This window comes from Bradyrhizobium sp. LTSP885 (assembly GCF_000938305.1).
Lineage (GTDB): Bacteria > Pseudomonadota > Alphaproteobacteria > Rhizobiales > Xanthobacteraceae > Bradyrhizobium.
Window position 1 is genome coordinate 41,223 of sequence record NZ_JYMT01000014.1, and the last position, 15,640, is coordinate 56,862.

The 15,640-nt window shown below is 64.4% G+C and carries 15 protein-coding genes; 5 read left to right on the top strand and 10 right to left on the bottom strand.

What is annotated here, in order from left to right; genetic code table 11:
- Positions 1–160 precede the first annotated feature (160 nt).
- From UP09_RS09250 to UP09_RS09285, 8 genes are all read right to left on the bottom strand, one after another.
- Complete coding sequence (locus UP09_RS09250; protein ID WP_044537826.1) at positions 161–1,465, bottom strand: RNA polymerase sigma factor; 1,305 nt, start codon at positions 1,463–1,465, stop codon at positions 161–163.
- 16 nt (positions 1,466–1,481) lie between these two features.
- On the bottom strand, positions 1,482–1,832 hold the full coding sequence (locus tag UP09_RS09255; RefSeq protein ID WP_044537827.1) for a YciI family protein: 351 nt from the start codon (positions 1,830–1,832) through the stop codon (positions 1,482–1,484).
- A gap of 16 nt (positions 1,833–1,848) precedes the next feature.
- Positions 1,849–2,220 (bottom strand): YciI family protein, encoded by a 372-nt coding sequence (locus UP09_RS09260; protein ID WP_044537828.1) that lies wholly within the window; start codon positions 2,218–2,220, stop codon positions 1,849–1,851.
- Between the two features lie 283 nt (positions 2,221–2,503).
- Positions 2,504–3,199 carry an AprI/Inh family metalloprotease inhibitor gene (locus UP09_RS09265; protein WP_044537829.1) on the bottom strand — a complete coding sequence of 232 codons (696 nt, stop codon included), beginning with the start codon at positions 3,197–3,199 and terminating at the stop codon, positions 2,504–2,506.
- On the bottom strand, positions 3,199–4,182 hold the full coding sequence (locus UP09_RS09270; RefSeq protein ID WP_044537830.1) for a 2-hydroxyacid dehydrogenase: 984 nt from the start codon (positions 4,180–4,182) through the stop codon (positions 3,199–3,201). Before UP09_RS09270 ends, UP09_RS09265 begins: the two co-directional genes overlap by 1 nt.
- The gene (locus UP09_RS09275) at positions 4,182–4,970 is read right to left on the bottom strand and encodes an ABC transporter permease (protein ID WP_044537831.1); all 789 of its coding nucleotides are present in this window, start codon (positions 4,968–4,970) and stop codon (positions 4,182–4,184) included. Before UP09_RS09275 ends, UP09_RS09270 begins: the two co-directional genes overlap by 1 nt.
- On the bottom strand, positions 4,967–5,779 hold the full coding sequence (locus UP09_RS09280; RefSeq protein WP_044537832.1) for an ABC transporter ATP-binding protein: 813 nt from the start codon (positions 5,777–5,779) through the stop codon (positions 4,967–4,969). Before UP09_RS09280 ends, UP09_RS09275 begins: the two co-directional genes overlap by 4 nt.
- Before the next feature lie 17 nt (positions 5,780–5,796).
- Positions 5,797–6,855: an ABC transporter substrate-binding protein gene (locus UP09_RS09285; protein WP_044537833.1), complete on the bottom strand. Its 1,059-nt coding sequence runs from the start codon at positions 6,853–6,855 to the stop codon at positions 5,797–5,799.
- Positions 6,856–6,982: 127 nt separating this feature from the next.
- Between UP09_RS09285 and UP09_RS09290 the strand changes: the two genes are divergently transcribed.
- A complete protein-coding gene (locus tag UP09_RS09290) occupies positions 6,983–7,804 on the top strand; it encodes a creatininase family protein (protein WP_044537834.1) in 822 nt (273 codons plus the stop codon).
- Between the two features lie 148 nt (positions 7,805–7,952).
- Complete coding sequence (locus tag UP09_RS09295; RefSeq protein WP_044537835.1) at positions 7,953–8,228, top strand: hypothetical protein; 276 nt, start codon at positions 7,953–7,955, stop codon at positions 8,226–8,228.
- Between the two features lie 177 nt (positions 8,229–8,405).
- Here UP09_RS09295 and UP09_RS09300 read toward each other — a convergent pair whose 3' ends face one another.
- Positions 8,406–8,675, bottom strand: a complete 270-nt coding sequence (locus tag UP09_RS09300; protein WP_044537836.1) for a metal-sensing transcriptional repressor — start codon at positions 8,673–8,675, stop codon at positions 8,406–8,408.
- Positions 8,676–9,469: 794 nt separating this feature from the next.
- On the opposite strand from UP09_RS09300, the gene UP09_RS09310 reads away from it, so the two are divergent.
- The 3 genes from UP09_RS09310 to UP09_RS09320 all read left to right on the top strand — a co-directional run bounded on the left by UP09_RS09310 (position 9,470) and on the right by UP09_RS09320 (position 13,615).
- Entirely contained in the window at positions 9,470–11,113 is a 1,644-nt protein-coding gene (locus UP09_RS09310) for an NRAMP family divalent metal transporter (protein WP_044537838.1), read from the top strand.
- Positions 11,110–11,343 carry a hypothetical protein gene (locus UP09_RS09315; protein ID WP_044537839.1) on the top strand — a complete coding sequence of 78 codons (234 nt, stop codon included), beginning with the start codon at positions 11,110–11,112 and terminating at the stop codon, positions 11,341–11,343. The genes UP09_RS09310 and UP09_RS09315 overlap by 4 nt, the downstream gene beginning before the upstream one ends.
- 283 nt (positions 11,344–11,626) lie before the next feature.
- Complete coding sequence (locus tag UP09_RS09320) at positions 11,627–13,615, top strand: carbohydrate porin (protein ID WP_044537840.1); 1,989 nt, start codon at positions 11,627–11,629, stop codon at positions 13,613–13,615.
- Between the two features lie 902 nt (positions 13,616–14,517).
- On the opposite strand, the gene UP09_RS09325 is transcribed toward UP09_RS09320, so the two are convergent.
- Complete coding sequence (locus UP09_RS09325; RefSeq protein WP_044535962.1) at positions 14,518–15,621, bottom strand: IS4 family transposase; 1,104 nt, start codon at positions 15,619–15,621, stop codon at positions 14,518–14,520.
- Positions 15,622–15,640 lie beyond the last annotated feature (19 nt).

Consider the following 15,640-nt stretch of genomic DNA (forward strand, 5'->3'; position numbering starts at 1 on the left):
AGTCATACGTCCGCATTCTCGCGACATGATTTGCCCGAGCTTTGCATTTCGTTGCCCTCTTCTTGAGTAGAGGGCACTTCCTTCGATCATCTCGCCCGGGGCCACCCCTCTCCCCACCCTCTCCCACAAGGGGAGAAGGTGCCTGAGCTGCGTGCTCACCTCACTTATGCGTGCTCACGTCGCGTGATACAGCGCGTGCGGCCACGGCCGCGCGACGCAGCAGCAGATCGCGCTCGCGCGTGTTGCCGGCAAGCGCGGCGGCGTCCTCGAATGCGGCGCGCGCTTCGTCAAAACGACTGAGTTTCTGCAGCAGATCGCCGCGCACGCTTGGCAGCAGATGATAGGATTTCAGCGCCGGCTCATCCGCGAGGCCGTCGACGATCGCGAGCGCGGCCTGCGGGCCTTCTGCCATGCCGATTGCGACCGCGCGATTGAGCTCGATCACGGGCGAATGCACCAGCGCGGCAAGATCGCCATAGAGCGCAGCGATGCGCGGCCAGTCGGTCGCGTCAGCCGTCTCGGCGCCAGCGTGGCAGGCGACGATCGCGGCCTGCAGCGCGTAGAATCCACCGCCACCGCCGAGCTCACAGGCGCGCGCCAGCGCCAGTTGCCCGCGGCGGATCTGCAGGAGGTCCCACAGCGCGCGGTTCTGGTCCATCAGCAGGATCGGCTCGCCATCGGCATCGGTGCGCGCCGCGATCCGCGAGCCGTTGAGCTCCATCAGCGCGAGCAGCCCGTGCGCCTCCGGCTCCTGCGATGCGATCGAGGTCAGCACCCGGCCCATCCGGAGCGCCTCGTTGCAGAGCTGCGGCCGCAGCCATTCGTCGCCGCGCGCCGCGGTATAGCCCTCGTTGAAGATGAGATAGACGACCTCGAGCACCGAGGCGAGCCGCTCCGACAGCTCCTCGCCGCGCGGCGTCTCGTAGGCGAGGCCGGAGTCCGACAGCGTGCGCTTGGCGCGCACGATGCGCTGGGCGATGGTCGCCTCGGCGACCAGGAATGCGCGGGCAATCTCCTCGGTGGTGAGGCCGCAGATCATCCGGAGCGCCAGCGCCGCGCGGGCCTCGCGCGACAGGCGCGGATGGCAGGCGGTGAAGATCAGCCGCAGCAATTCGTCGCCAATGTCGTCGTCGAGCGCGGAATCGAAATCGGGCATGGTCTGCTGCTCCTGCGCCAGATCGTGCGCCAGCATGCCGTGCTTCTGGCTGAGCATGCGGTTGCGGCGCAAATGGTCGAGCGCGCGCCGCTTGGCGGTCGCCATCAGCCAGGCGCCCGGCTTGTCCGGCACGCCAGCGACCGGCCAGTGCTCCAGCGCCGCGATCAGGGCTTCCTGGGTCAGATCCTCGGCGAGCGGCACGTCGCGCAGCATCCGCGACAGGCTGGTGATCAGCCGCGGCTGCTCGATGCGCCAGACACCGAGGATGGTGCGCTGGACGTCGTCGTCCGTCACGGCCGCCACCGGCATGCGGCGAATGCGCCGGTCAGGGGCCGATAAAAGGGCGAACCTCGCATGACAGGTCCCAATCCGGCTGGTGGTCGATATGGAGCTGCATGAACTCGACCGCGCGCGCCACCGCCTCCTCCTTGTCCTTCAGCTCGAAGACGGCGTAGCCGCCGACGACTTCCTTGGTTTCCAGGAACGGACCGTCGATGACACTGAGCTTGCCATCCTTGATCCGCACCTCGGCACCGGCGGTGCGCGGCAGCAACGCACCGGTGTCGAGCATGCGGCCGGCCTGGACCTCACGCTCGGCCATCTTCTGGATCGCCTCCCGCAATGCAGGATTCGGCATCATCGGTTTCTCGGCCACCAGGACATACATGAAGCGCATTATCTGTCCTCCCTTGCTATTCCGGAAACTGACCGGCGAAGCCGGCGAACGCGCGAACCTCGCAGGTGCCTACCCAGCCTGGCATGTGGTCCTTGTGGAGCTGCATGAACTCGACCGCGAGCGCCACCGCCTCTTCCTTGCTGCGCAGCTCGAAGATCGCGTAGCCGCCGATCACTTCCTTGGCCTCGACAAAGGGGCCGTCGACGACGCTGAGATTGCCGTCGGCAACGCGCACCTGCGCGCCGGTCGCGAGCGGCATCAGGCCTCCGGTATCGACCATGCGGCCGGCCTTGATCTCGCGGTCGGCGAGCTTGTGCATGGCCTCCAGCAGCGCCGGGGTCGGCTGCGCCGCCGGCTGCGGCGAGGTGACAATCGACATAAAACGCATGAAAAGCTCCTGTTTGGGCGAGCTGCGGCGATCATAGCCGCAAAATCGGCTCGCTATGGGAGACGACGATCCGGGAATTGCCGGATCGACAGGCGCGAGGGGATTATTTAGGCGTCCCCTCCCCATCGTCGTCCCTGCGAAAGCAGGGACCCATAACCACAGGGTCGAGTTGTTGAAGCGGGCTGTGGCCACAGCGGTGCAAGACCAATTGGCAATCGTGGCTATGGGTCCCTGCTTTCGCAGGGACGACACCGGCTTTTTGGCGGGGGCTACGGGACCACCCCTACTGATCCCGCAGCATCATCAGCGGATCGGCGCTATCCGGAACCCGGCGCCACTGGGCGTTGTCGTCGGCCTCGAACTGCCAGGTCTCGCCCTTGGCGGACATCAGCAGCATTTGGCCGTGCTCGAGCCGCCACAGCGCCGGGTTGAAGGCTGCGATCGCGGGGTCGCATTTCGGCTTCAGGAAGACCTGGAAATTGTCGTTGCCGGCGTCGGTGTTGGTCAGCGTCAGGCCGCAGATCACCTGGCCGTTGCCGCGGACCATCGACCAGTCGCCGATCATCTGGTCCATCGACTTGGCGAGCGAGCGGGCCGCAGCGAGGTTTTGCAGGATGTAGACGCCCTCATTGGTGCGCAGCCCCTCGAAGATGCCGCTCTCGACCTCGGTGAAGTCGATCACCGCGTCGCCTCCGGCGTTCTGCAGCCGCACGATGTCGCCGAGGCCCTTGATGCTCCAGGCCGCGATGTCCTTGGTGTAGGGCAAGGCTGTGGCGCAAGACGGCTCGAGCTCGAGCTTGAAACCCTGCGGCGTCGCATCGCCCTTCAGCGTCACGACGCAGGTCTTGCTGCGGTCGGTGGTGGCGAGCTCCCACTGCCCGATCATGTCCTTCTGCAACGTCCTGACGTCCTGCGCCACCGCCGGCAGGCCGCCGGCGAGCAGCAGCGCAAGTGCGACGATGCAGCGGGACAATTGCATCAGCGGTCCTTCACCGGGGTTTCTGCGACCGGCGTCAGCGGCGGCTTGCCGGCGAACCAGGTCCTGATGTTGTCGACCACGAGCTGATCCATCGCGTTGCGCGTCACCACGGACGCCGAACCGATATGCGGCAGCAGCACGACATTCTGCATCGCCTTCAATTCGTCCGGCACGTTCGGCTCGGCCGCGAACACGTCGAGGCCGGCGGCCAGAATCGTGCCCGACTTCAGCGCCGCGACCAGCGCCGGCTCATCGACCACGGAGCCGCGCGCGACATTGATCAGCACGCCGCGGGGCCCAAGCGCCTTGAACACCTCGGCGTTGATCATCTTCGCCGTCGAGGCGCCGCCCGGCACGATGACGATCAAGGTATCGACCGCCTTCGCCATCTCGATCAGATCGGGATAATGCTTGTAGGAGACGTCCTTGGATGGATTGCGCGAGTGGTACGACACCGGAACGCGCGAGGCTTCCAGCCGCCGCCCGATCGCCTGGCCGATCCGGCCCATGCCGACGATGCCGACCTTGCGGTCGCGCAGCGAGCCGACGCTGAGCGGATAGTTCTGGGTCTGCCACAGGCCGGAGCGCACGTAACGGTCGGCCTTGACGAATTCGCGCAAGGTCGCGATCAGGAGCCCCATCGCGACGTCGGCGACCTCCTCGGTCAGCACGTCGGGCGTGTTGGTCACCACGATATTGTGATCGCGCGCGTAGGCGGAATCGACGTGGTCGTAGCCAACGCCGAAGCTCGCAACGATCTCGAGCTTGGGGAATTGCGCCAGCGCGGTCTTGTCGGTCGCCATCGTGTGGTAGGTGACGGCGATGCCGCGGATCTTGCCGAGGATTTCAGGCGTCAGGCGTTCGAGGTCGCCACGGCTTTCCGCCCGGTGCAGAACGTATTGATCGGGAAAGCCGTTCTCGATAATTGGCCGGATCGGTCCGTAAACCAGCAGATCGATCTTTTCGGAAGAAATCGGGGCCATCAGCTTTCCTTTCCAAACGCACTTTCGTGCCAGCGTCGTAACATGAGGTGCGAAATTAGCGCCAGCACCCCATAGATGACAATCCCGGCCAGCGAGAGCAGCAGCAGCGCTGCGAACATGCGGGGAATATTGAGGCGGTAGCCGGATTCCGCGATCCGGAAGGCAAGGCCCGAGCCGGCGCCGGCACTGCCAGCCGCGATCTCAGCGACCACGGCGCCGATCAGCGACAGCCCGCCGGCGATGCGCAATCCGCCAAGGATATAGGGCAGCGCGGCAGGCAGCTTCAGGAACAACAGCGACTGCAGCCGTGATGCGCCATAGAGCTGGAACAGACCGGCCAGATTGCGATCGACCGAGCTGAGCCCGAGCGTCGTGTTCGAGAGCACCGGGAAGAACGCGACGATCCAGGCGCAGACAATGACGGCGGTCTGCTGCTGCAGATAAATCAAAAGCAACGGCGCGATCGCGATCACGGGCGTGACCTGCAGGATGACCGCGTAGGGGAACAGTGAGTATTCCAGCCATTTCGACTGGTTGAACAGCAGCGCCAGCGCGACGCCGCCGATCGCGGCCGCCACAAAGCCCTCGAGCGTGGTCAAGAGCGTGACGCCGAGCGATTGCGCAAGGATCGGCCAATCCGCGACCAGCGTCTTCAGCACCAATAGCGGGCTCGGCAGCACATAGGGCTGGATGCCATAGGCCCGGACGGTCAGTTCCCAGACCAGGAGCCCGGCGGCAAACACCACGACGGGGAGCAGGATGCGGACGATGTCTTGCGGAGACCTCATGCGCCCGCCTGCCCTGCATAGGACGGCGCCAGCGCGGTCGAGACCTCGCGGCAGTGGGCTGCGTATTGCGCCGAGGTGCGGAATTCCTCGCCGCGCGGCTCCGATGCGGTGATGCGAAACTCGGCACCGATCCGGCCCGGGCGCGCGGTCATCACGATCACGCGCTGCGAGAGATAGACCGACTCGAACACCGAATGGGTCACGAAGATCACGGTCTTGTTCAGATTGCGCCACAGCGACAACAGATCATTGTTGAGGCGGAAACGCGTGATCTCGTCCAGCGCGGCGAACGGTTCGTCCATCAGCAGGATGTCGGGGTCAGTGACCAGCGCGCGCGCCAGCGACACCCGCATCTTCATGCCGCCGGACAATTCGCGCGGATAGGCCTTGGCGAATTCCGTGAGCCCGACCTGATCGAGCGCATCGCCGATACGTGCGTCGGCGTCACGCGCAGGCGTATGCGCGAGCTTCAGCGGCAGGCGGACATTGTCGCGCACGCTGGCCCACGGCATCAGCGTCGGCTCCTGGAACACGAAGCCGATTCCGTGGCTGCCGTGCTGCCGTGCACCATGGCGGGACACGTCGACCGAGCCGGCGCTCGGCGCTGATAGGCCTGCGATCAACCGCAGCGCGGTCGATTTCCCGCAGCCCGACGGCCCGAGCAGCGAGACGAACTCGCCACGCCTCACCTCGAGGTCGAGCGGCCCGAGCGCCGTCACGCCGTTGTCATAGATCTTGGTGACGCCGCGCAGGCGGACGGCGAGGCCGGCGGCATCCGCCTCGGCTCCCGGCAACGCAGGCTCCGCCATCACGCGCGTCCCGGCCGTCAGTTCTTCGGCCTGAGCTCGACGCCGACCGCCTTGTTGACGAAGCGCAGCGTATATCCCTGCCGATAATCGATGGTGCTCTTGACCACGCCGGCGCTCACCATCTTGTCGAAGAAGTTCGCCATCCGTTCATCGGTCATGGCGCCGATGCCGTTCTTGGCGGTGTCGCCGGAATCGACGATGCCGTATTCCTTCATCTTGGTGACCGAATAGGCCAGCAGTTCGTCGGTCATGTCGGGATTGAGCTTCTTGATCATCGCATTGCCGGCCGAGTTGTCGCCGTAGAGATAATGATACCAGCCGACAACAGAGGCATCGACGAAGCGCTGCACGAGGTCCGGCTTCTTGTCGACGAGATCGCGGCGGGTTTCGATCAGGGTCGAATAGGCGTTGAAGCCGTAATCGGCGATCAGGACGACATTCGGCTTGAAGCCGGCTGCCTTCTCCACCGCGTAAGGCTCCGAGGTGACGTAACCTTCCATCGCGATATCCTTGTTCACGATGAAGGGCTGCGCGTTGAAGGTGTACGGCTTCACCTTGCTCTCGCTGAAGCCGTATTTGGATTTCATCCATTGGAAATAGGTGACGATGCCCTCTTTCGAGACCAGCAGCGTCAGTGGCTTCAAGTCCTCGATCTTGGTGACCTTGACCTCGGGGTGGGTCAGGAAGACCTGCGGGTCCTTCTGGAACATGGCGGCGACCGCGACCAGCGGCACGTTGTTGGTGACGGCGTCGAAGGTCTGCAGCGAGTTCGCGCTCATGAAGAAGTCGAGCTTGCCCGCGATCAGCAGCATGCGGTTGTTCTCGTTGGGGCCGCCGGGCACGATTGACACGTCGAGGCCGTATTGCTTGTAGGTGCCGTCGGCGACCGCCTGGAAGAACCCGCCATGCTCGGCTTCGGCGACCCAATTGGTCCCGAACGAGACCTTGTCCAGGGTCTGCGCGTGCGCGGGCGCGGGCGCCAAGGCAGCCAGGGCTGCCAAGGCGGATATCAAGGCGGACATAGCGACGGCCAGCAGGCCTGTGGTTAACGCTCGCGGCAAAAAGGCCCGGTTCATGGTTGGACTCCGTCGATCATTCTGGCCCATGATGGAAGCTGGGGGACGTGGAACGCCCTCGAAATGGACCAACAAACTACCCTGCAAATTCATCCAATGAAACGCCTGTATTGAAACGTCTGGCTTGATGACTTCTCAACTTCCACCCCGTGACTGGACCGCCATCCACTGGCCCGACATCGCCCAAGATGCGGACCTGGGTGCGGCTACGCGCTGGATCGCGGTGCTGCCGCTGGCCGCGACCGAACAGCACGGGCCGCATCTGCCACTCGGAACCGACGTCATGATCGGCGAGGCGTACCTCGCACAGGTCCGCGAACGGCTCGCCGCCACAGTGCCGGTGACCTTTCTGCCGCTGCAACCGGTCGGCATCTCGACCGAGCATGTCGACTTTCCCGGCACGCTGACGCTGCCGACGGAGATTGCACTGCGGAGCTGGATGTCGCTCGGCGAAAGCGTGGCGCTCGCCGGCGTGAAGAAGCTCGTGATCGTGACCAGCCATGGCGGCAACTCGGCCGCGATGTCGCTGGTGGCACAGGATTTGCGCGCACAGCAGGGGATGCTTGTCGTCACCACGAGCTGGTCGCGGTTTGGCGTTCCGGACGGATTGTTCGACGCCGAGGAGCTGCGCCACGGCATCCATGGCGGCGCCGTCGAAACCTCGATCATGCTGGCGAAATATCCGCAGCATGTCCGGCGGGATGCGATCGCGGATTTTCGACCGGCGAGCGTCGCGATCGAGAAAAAACACCGCTGGCTGTCGACGCAGCGGCCGGCGCCATTCGCCTGGCAGGCCCAGGACCTCCATCCGAGCGGCGCGATCGGCGATGCGACCAAGGCCTCGGCCGACAAGGGCGAGGCGCTGCTCGAGCACGGCGCGCGCGCCTTCTGCGAGCTGCTCGACGAGCTCGACCGCGTCGATCCCGAAACATTTCTGGGCCATCGATAGACCCTGAATTGTTGCGTTCGGCGGCCACGACGAAACAATTCACGAAACCGTATTTCCTGGACCCGCTTCGAACCGGAATTGAGCAGCCCCCGTCCAACGGGCATGCGGACCACACCGGCGCCGCGCCCACACAGGATGGAGTTTCTCAATGTCGATCAAGTCCAGGATTGCCGCCATCGCCCTCACCGCGCTCGCCGTGACCGGCACCATCGCGTCCACCACCTCGCAAGCTGATGCCAAGCCGTTCGGCCTGGGTTGGGGCATCGGCGCGGGCATCGTCGGCGCCGCCGTCGTCGGCAGCGCGATCGCCGCCCAGAACAGCTACAATGACGGCTACTACAATGACGGCTATCGCCGCTGCGGCTGGGTTCGCCAGTTCGACGCCTACGGCAACTACATCGGCCGCGTGCGCTCCTGCTATTGATCAGGTGACATCTTAAGGCTGCGGATACTGCGTACGGCGCGGGGCCTCATCCACCCCGTGTCGCACACCGACCCGCCCGGTCGTCCCCCCGGGCGGGTCAACCTTTTCCGAGACTCTCGTTTTGACGCGTTTTCTTCACGCGAACCGGTATCCACTTCGCTCGAAAACGCTCTGCGATCACAGATATTTTGCGATCAGCCTGAAGTCCCGCAGCACCGCCCGGCCCTTCGAGCCTGAGGCTCGAAGCGTATCTTCCAGGCTGTGGCCGATGTGATCGTGGATCAGCGCCTTCTTGGCGCTCTCGATCGCGCTCTCCACGGCCTGCAATTGCTGGGCGATCTGGGCGCACGGACGCCCCTGCTCGATCATCTCGACGATGGTCTCGAGATGGCCGTTGGCACGCTTCAGGCGACGGGCGATCGCAGCATGCGGGTGGTCGTCGGACATACGGTTCTCCTATCCTCCCGGGAGGATAATCGCGATCCTCCCGGGAGGATAGCGGAATCAACTTGACAGCATTCTGAGCCGGGCGTAGTGCCCGATCGTCGGAACATTCCGTTCCACACCGGGGCTTTCGCCCCGGCCACGCGCCAGAAGAAGGCAAATGGGCAGTAGCAACTCAGGCGACAGTACCCCGACGATGACGGGACTCCTGCCGCCGCAGGATATCAGCACTGATCGCGCAGGCTGTTGCCGCGTGGATGGGCGGCAGCACTTCGGCTGACCATCCGATCCTCACCGGCCTGCCGCGACCAGCGGACGTGGAGGTGAGCGATGTCACGAAACTCGCAAAATTCCGGCCGTTCAAGCCGCGGTGTATGACGCCGTCGACTGTCGCGGCCACGCATTGCAATGACAACCTCCCGGGCTTTCGCCGCCCGGAGGGCCGCCGCCGGCGTCCAACCCCGGCCTGTCATTGGATCCTGATCGACGGCCGCCTGGAATGCCGGTGGTCCGTCGAGGACAATAACCCCGATCAACAGCGACGCGCGGGCCGGCTTGTCGGCCCGCGGTCGATCACCATGCGTCGGGCCGTGATGACCGCGGCGCGCGCTTAGGAGGCGATCATGGACGAAGGACCTAGTTGTCCCGTTGCGCGCCATCGCGGCACAGCAACGGGACTCCAAACCGACATGACATCTGGAAATGCCGCTGCTCACGGCAGCGGAGGTCGCGTGAGCGCATAAAGCGCGTCCCGCGTTCCTCGCGCCGTGCCCGACGGGCGGCGAGGAGACGCTGACATGACCGAGACCAACACCACCCCAACGGCCATTCTTGATACGGCCCATGCCGGCGACATCCACGGCGCACTCGGCAGCATCGCGCAAGATGATATCGCGCCGCGCACGACATTCCTCGCGCGGCTGAAGACCCTGCTGGCGATCGTCGGCCCCGGCCTGATCGTCATGGTCGGCGACAACGATGCCGGCGCGTTCGGCACCTACACCCAGGCCGGACAGAACTACGGCACCACCTTGCTGTGGACGCTGATGCTCCTGATCCCGGTGCTCTACGTCAACCAGGAGATGGTGGTGCGGCTCGGCGCGGTCACCGGCGTCGGCCACGCCCGGCTGATCTTCGAACGCTTCGGCAAGTTCTGGGGCGCCTTCAGCGTCATCGACCTCCTGCTGTTGAACGCGCTGACGATCGTGACCGAATTCATCGGCATCACGCTCGCGCTCAACTATCTCGGCCTGTCGCAGTTCTGGGGCGTGCTGGCCTCCGCTGCGATCGTCATGATCGCGGTGTCGACCGGCAATTTCCGCCGCTTCGAACGCTTCGGCATCGTGCTGGTCGCCGGCAGCCTGTTGCTGGTGCCCATCATCCTGATGGTGCATCCACCGATCGGCCAGATCGCCACCGACTTCCTGGTGCCGAAGATGCCGAAGGATGCCAAGCTGAGCGAGGTCATGCTGCTGATCGTCGCCATCGTCGGCACCACGGTGGCGCCATGGCAATTGTTCTTCCAGCAGAGCTACATCGTCGACAAGCGGATCACGCCGCGCTTCATCCGTTACGAGCGGCTGGATCTCTGCTTCGGAATCGTCCTTGTCGTCGTCGGTGCTGTCGCGATGATCGCTTTCTGCGCGGAAATCTTCGGCGGACGGCCCGAATTCGGCAACTACACCGACGCGCTGGGGACCGCCAAGGGCCTCGAGACATATGCCGGCCGGCTTCCGGCGGTGCTGTTTGCCCTCGCGCTGCTCGATGCCTGCATCATCGGCGCGGCGGCGGTCTCGCTGGCGACGGCCTACGCGATCGGCGACGTGTTTGCGGTCAAGCACTCGCTGCATCGCAAGCCGTGGGATGCGAAGGGCTTCTACGCCGTCTATTGCGGCCTGATCGTGCTCGCTGCCGTGCTGGTGCTGACACCGGGCACGCCGCTTGGGCTCTTGACCAACGCGGTGCAGACGCTGGCCGGCGTGCTGTTGCCGAGCGCGACCGTGTTCCTGCTGCTGCTCTGCAACGACCGCCACATCCTCGGCCCTTGGGTCAACTCGGTCGGGCTGAACCTGTTCACCGGCGCGGTGGTCGCGGCACTGGTGATGCTCTCGGTGATCCTGACCGCCGCGGTGCTGTTCCCCGATCTCAGCGAGCAATGGATCATCGGCATCCTCGCAGGCGGCAGCGGGCTGGCTCTGGCGGTCACGGCGGCTGTCAAGCTCACCGGGATGTCGTCGCGCCGGAACGCAGCCTTCCGTTTCACGCGCACCCGGCCGCAGCTCGATCGCGACACATGGCGGATGCCTCCGCTTAGCCAGCTTCCGCCGGCGCGCCTCAGCCCGCTGAGCCGGATATGGATGATCGTGCTGCGCGGTTATCTGATCGTCGCCGCCGGCCTCGTGCTGCTCCGCATCGTCCAGTTGGCGACGGTGGGGGCGTGACCAGAGGCCGGCGATCGGGCGCGATCCTGCTGCTCAGGCTGGCCTGCGTCATCCTGCGCAGCGCGACCGCGCTGTATCAGCGGCGCATCATCTCGGGCACCGAGCTGCGGGCGGCGCTGGCGGCGGCAGGATTTTTCGAACGCGCCGGTGCGGCGGTCGCACTGGGGACAAAATCAGGACCGGAGCCCGAAAGGGCGAAGAAGGATGACGACGGTGATCGGATTGAGTGATCGGAAGGCAATCGGCCGGGTCGCCGAAGCCAAGCGGCCGGTGCTGTTGCACGGTTGTCATAGTTGCGTGCAAATCGAGGAGGTAAGGGGCGGCGTTCAATTGCTATTGCGAATTATTTGCAATACGAAATTGGAGGCGGTGGTTGCTGATCTGACTTCGAGTGGACCTACCCAGATCAGACCGGGGACGGCGGGCGATGACTTCAAATCTTGGGTGGCAAGCGGCCGCCAAATCTGCAGTGATGGCAGGCGGTATCGCCACCTCGCCGGACAACGCCGCGTCATGACCTGCGTCCGCCTTTTCCGGGTCCAGATCGCCGCCGGCGCCGCGCTCGGCGCGGCCGCATTCGGCACGCCGGCAGCAGCGGCCGATATCGCCGTCAAGTCTCCTGCCACCAGCGCGGTCTACGGCTGGACCGGCTTTTACATCGGCGGTCATATCGGCTACGGCGACGGCAGCCTCGGCCCCGGCACCAATCCGCTTCCCGAGCAGAGCGTCTTCCTTCCGTCGACCATCACAGGCGGGATCGGCGGCTTCCAGGCCGGCTATAACAGGCAGTTCGCCAACCGCTTCGTGCTCGGTGTCGAGGCCGACGCGACCTTCACAAGCCCCGTCGACCTGCCGCGGCGTGCGCTGGCGCCCTTCAACGCATCGATCGACTATGTCGGCACGGTACGCGGCCGCATCGGCTATGCCTTTGGCACCTGGATGCCCTATCTCACCGGCGGCTTCGCCTGGGGACACAGCGAGGTCAGGGTCAACGACGCGACCGGCAACGTCCTGTCGGAGCCGGGCCAGTATCAAACCGGGTGGACGGCTGGCGCCGGCGCCGAGTTCGCGGTGGGCGGCCATTGGACCGCCAAGCTCGAATACGACTACATCGACCTGTCGCGCCGGACGATGGGCCTGGCCGACTTCGGCATGCCCGGCGTCACCATCGACCCGCGCATCCATCTGCTGAAATTCGGCCTGAACTATCAGTTGGGCGATGCGCCATGGTCGGCGACGCCGACGCAAAGCGTCCCGCCGGAGTCCAACGACTGGAACCTGCACGGACAGACCACGTTCATCGGACAAGGCTACCCGGCGTTTCGTTCGCCCTATGCCGGCACCGACAGCCTTCCGGGCGGGGGCCAGGTGCAGCAGACCTGGACCACGACGGCGTTCCTCGGCGTGCGGCTCTGGGAGGGCGGCGAGTTCTACTTCAACGCCGAGACCGCGCAGGGCTTTGGCCTCAACGGCACGCTCGGCATCGCCGGCTTCCCCAACGGCGAAGCCCAGAAGGCCGGCGCGGAGTATCCGAAGATCCGGCCGCAGCGCTACTACTTCAAGCAGACCTTCGGCTTCGGCGGCGAGCAGGAGGACGTGGCCGATGGCGCCAACCAACTGGCGGGCAAGCGTGACATCGATCGCCTCACCGTCGTCGTCGGCCGTTTCGCGGTCGGTGATTTCTTCGACGGCAATTCCTACGCCAAGGATCCGCGCGCCGACTTCATGAACTGGGCGATGTGGTCGTCCGCGGCCTACGACTTCCCCGCCGACCTGCCCGGCTATACGCGCGGCGCGGTGGTCGAGTTGAACCGCAAGGACTGGGCGGTGCGTGCCGGCCTGTTCCAGGTGCCGAATGCGCCGAACAGCGACACGCTGGTGTTCAGCACCGGTGGCGCCGTGGTGGAGTTCGAGGGCCGCTATGCGATCTTCGACCAGCCCGGCAAATTGCGCGTCGGCGTATTCGGCAATCGCGGCAACACCGGCAATTACAATCAGGCGCTGGCGATCGAAGGCGCGGATCCGGCGCTCGACATCAACGCCGTGATGGCCGGCATCCGCAAGGACAATCTGAAATACGGCTTCTACATCAATGCCGAGCAGCAGATCGCAACCGACGTCGGATTGTTCGGTCGCCTGAGCTGGAACGACGGACAGACCGAAATCCTGTCGTTCACCGACATCGACCGCAGCGTCTCGGGCGGCGTGTCTGTGAAGGGCAGCTACTGGGGACGGCCGAACGACACGATCGGCGTCGGCGGCGCGATCAACGGGCTATCCGCCGCGCATCGCGATTTCCTCGCCGCCGGCGGCCTTGGTCTCTTGATCGGCGACGGCGCGCTCAACTACCGCAACGAAGGCATCTTCGAGACCTATTACGCGTACCAAGTGAACAAGAACCTGACGCTGACCGCGGATTACCAGTTCATCGCCAATCCCGCCTACAACGCCGACCGCGGCCCGGCGCACGTCATCTCGGGGCGGGTGCACGGCGAGTTTTAGCGGCGAGGAGCGTAGCCCGGATGGAGCGCAGCGCAATCCGGGTTTTCACTCATGCGAGCGAACCCGGATTTCGCTTCGCTTCATCCGGGCTACAGGCTCTTGCATGACGGTCGCGACCGTATCCCGAAGCGATGTCACTCCATGTGATAGTGCGAGGACGCTAACAACACTGACGCCGAACCATAGTGCGAGTGTCGTCAATATGATTACGATGCCAGGCCATTTCCCTACAGCGCTTACGACATGTCCCGTTTCCCTTAGGATTTTCTGCGGACCAAAATCAATTCCGCGCCGCTGTGTGTAAAGCCGCCTAGAAAGAGTCTTTCTAGTCAAGTCAGCCTCCTAACCCGACATGAGGTCCATCGGGCAGTTAGAGCGCCGCGATCGCCCGCGCTAAGGTGAGCCTAGGACATGCTTCGGCCCGTCAACCGTAGGAACGCAACGCGGCGTGACGCTTACTGCGGAAGCAGTAAGCTGCAACGCACCGACTCTAGGGGGAAGGAGTTGCCTAAAAGTTGTTAACTACAACTGAGCCATTTTATGAAGCAATTTCAGTTGCTTACAGGGACGATGCGAGACTTCGTTAACGATTGCAGGGACGGTTCCACCGCCTATTCGTTCGAAACTCCAGACATCGATACGGCTTGCGTCGGTTGTTGCGGTGGCTTCGGCCACAGCGAGTGAAATCCCAACGTCCTGTGGTTGGGTCCCGGCGAAAGCCCATAGGCGCTAAGATAGTTTGATCATGGCCTGATAGCGGCGTTTACGTCTGGGAGGCTCGCGCAGATGTCGTTGGAGAGCGAGGCTGGCTCTGCGCAGACGCGCGATTGTGGGCTGGGGAATGATGGCTTGGAGCAGGGAGGCGATGAGCTGACGGAGCAGGCGCCATGCTGCAGGTCTGGTTAGGCGGCTTCGGCCAAGCGGGGAGAGTCCTCGAGTTCGTCGACAAGCGGCTCGAGCAGAAGAATGATCAGCAGGTGAGCGAGGATATGGGGTCTGGCAGACCGCTCGTCAGTTCCTGGAGGTCCTTTCAAGCCAATCAGGCTCTTCAGCCGCTTGAAGCCGAGTTCGATCCGCCATCGCAGCCGGTAAAGGGCAAGCAGATCAGCGGTTGTGAAGTCCTCGGGCTTGAGCGAGGTCACCAGGATCACCCAATCCGCAGCATCAAGCGTTTGCCTGGAGAGACGATGGCCTCCCTTCTGAGCCGTCCTGCGTGCCTTGCGCCGTGCAGCCTGAGCCGCATCTGCAGGTTTCTTGACGGCAACCAAACGCACAGCAAGCGGTGCTCCACCAGACTTGCGTTTTACCCAGATCGGCCGGTCGATGATGCCGCGTGCCGCGGCCTTGCGCAGTTCGGCGACGAGATCGATCAGATTGCCTTTGCGATCCAGCCAACAAGCGCTCTTCCAGCCCGAGCGGATCACGAAGTCCGCACCGGCCTCGACCAGATACGCCATGCGCTCCGGCTGCAGATAGGCGCGGTCGGCAAGACGGATCTCGCCGGCAATCAGCGGGATCCGGTCCAGCGTCTCGCCCGCGCGTTCGTCGGTCAGCTCGAAGTGACCAAAACGTTCTTGCGGAAGATCGAACGCACTGTGGATGCGCCACACCGCATTCTTCTGCCTGCCGCCGGTTCCAGCTTTTGGGACCGTCGTGGCGTCAACGATGCGGATCAGTCGACCGCGGCTTGCCTTCGGCGCACCGCTCGCAAGTGCCCGGCCTATCAGCTGTGCAAGCCAATCCCCGGACTGACGCAGCCGGTATAACAGAGCCACGTTGGAGATATCGACAAGGCCCACCGAAGTCGCCCATGCCGCCGTCAACCGCAGACCTCTCGTGCCCAGGCAATACGCAAGGATCAGCCGCAGCAGATCGACTGCATTGCTGATCTCGCGCGGGCGAACAAACGCCTTCGTCTCCCGCGCGCCAGCCTCCAGAGCCTCAGCTCCGCCCAGCCGCGAAACAACACGCGCCCAGTCTTCGTTCACAAGCGATTCGTTTCTCATCTCTTCTTGGAATCACACG

Bases quoted from the DNA above. Each gene is read 5' to 3' on its own strand.
- UP09_RS09250 (WP_044537826.1), bottom strand. From the start codon at position 1,465: ATGCCGGTGGCGGCCGTGACGGACGACGACGTCCAGCGCACCATCCTC.
- UP09_RS09255 (WP_044537827.1), bottom strand. From the start codon at position 1,832: ATGCGCTTCATGTATGTCCTGGTGGCCGAGAAACCGATGATGCCGAAT.
- UP09_RS09260 (WP_044537828.1), bottom strand. From the start codon at position 2,220: ATGCGTTTTATGTCGATTGTCACCTCGCCGCAGCCGGCGGCGCAGCCG.
- UP09_RS09265 (WP_044537829.1), bottom strand. From the start codon at position 3,199: ATGCAATTGTCCCGCTGCATCGTCGCACTTGCGCTGCTGCTCGCCGGC.
- UP09_RS09270 (WP_044537830.1), bottom strand. From the start codon at position 4,182: ATGGCCCCGATTTCTTCCGAAAAGATCGATCTGCTGGTTTACGGACCG.
- UP09_RS09275 (WP_044537831.1), bottom strand. From the start codon at position 4,970: ATGAGGTCTCCGCAAGACATCGTCCGCATCCTGCTCCCCGTCGTGGTG.
- UP09_RS09280 (WP_044537832.1), bottom strand. From the start codon at position 5,779: ATGGCGGAGCCTGCGTTGCCGGGAGCCGAGGCGGATGCCGCCGGCCTC.
- UP09_RS09285 (WP_044537833.1), bottom strand. From the start codon at position 6,855: ATGAACCGGGCCTTTTTGCCGCGAGCGTTAACCACAGGCCTGCTGGCC.
- UP09_RS09290 (WP_044537834.1), top strand. From the start codon at position 6,983: ATGACTTCTCAACTTCCACCCCGTGACTGGACCGCCATCCACTGGCCC.
- UP09_RS09295 (WP_044537835.1), top strand. From the start codon at position 7,953: ATGTCGATCAAGTCCAGGATTGCCGCCATCGCCCTCACCGCGCTCGCC.
- UP09_RS09300 (WP_044537836.1), bottom strand. From the start codon at position 8,675: ATGTCCGACGACCACCCGCATGCTGCGATCGCCCGTCGCCTGAAGCGT.
- UP09_RS09310 (WP_044537838.1), top strand. From the start codon at position 9,470: ATGACCGAGACCAACACCACCCCAACGGCCATTCTTGATACGGCCCAT.
- UP09_RS09320 (WP_044537840.1), top strand. From the start codon at position 11,627: ATGACCTGCGTCCGCCTTTTCCGGGTCCAGATCGCCGCCGGCGCCGCG.
- UP09_RS09325 (WP_044535962.1), bottom strand. From the start codon at position 15,621: ATGAGAAACGAATCGCTTGTGAACGAAGACTGGGCGCGTGTTGTTTCG.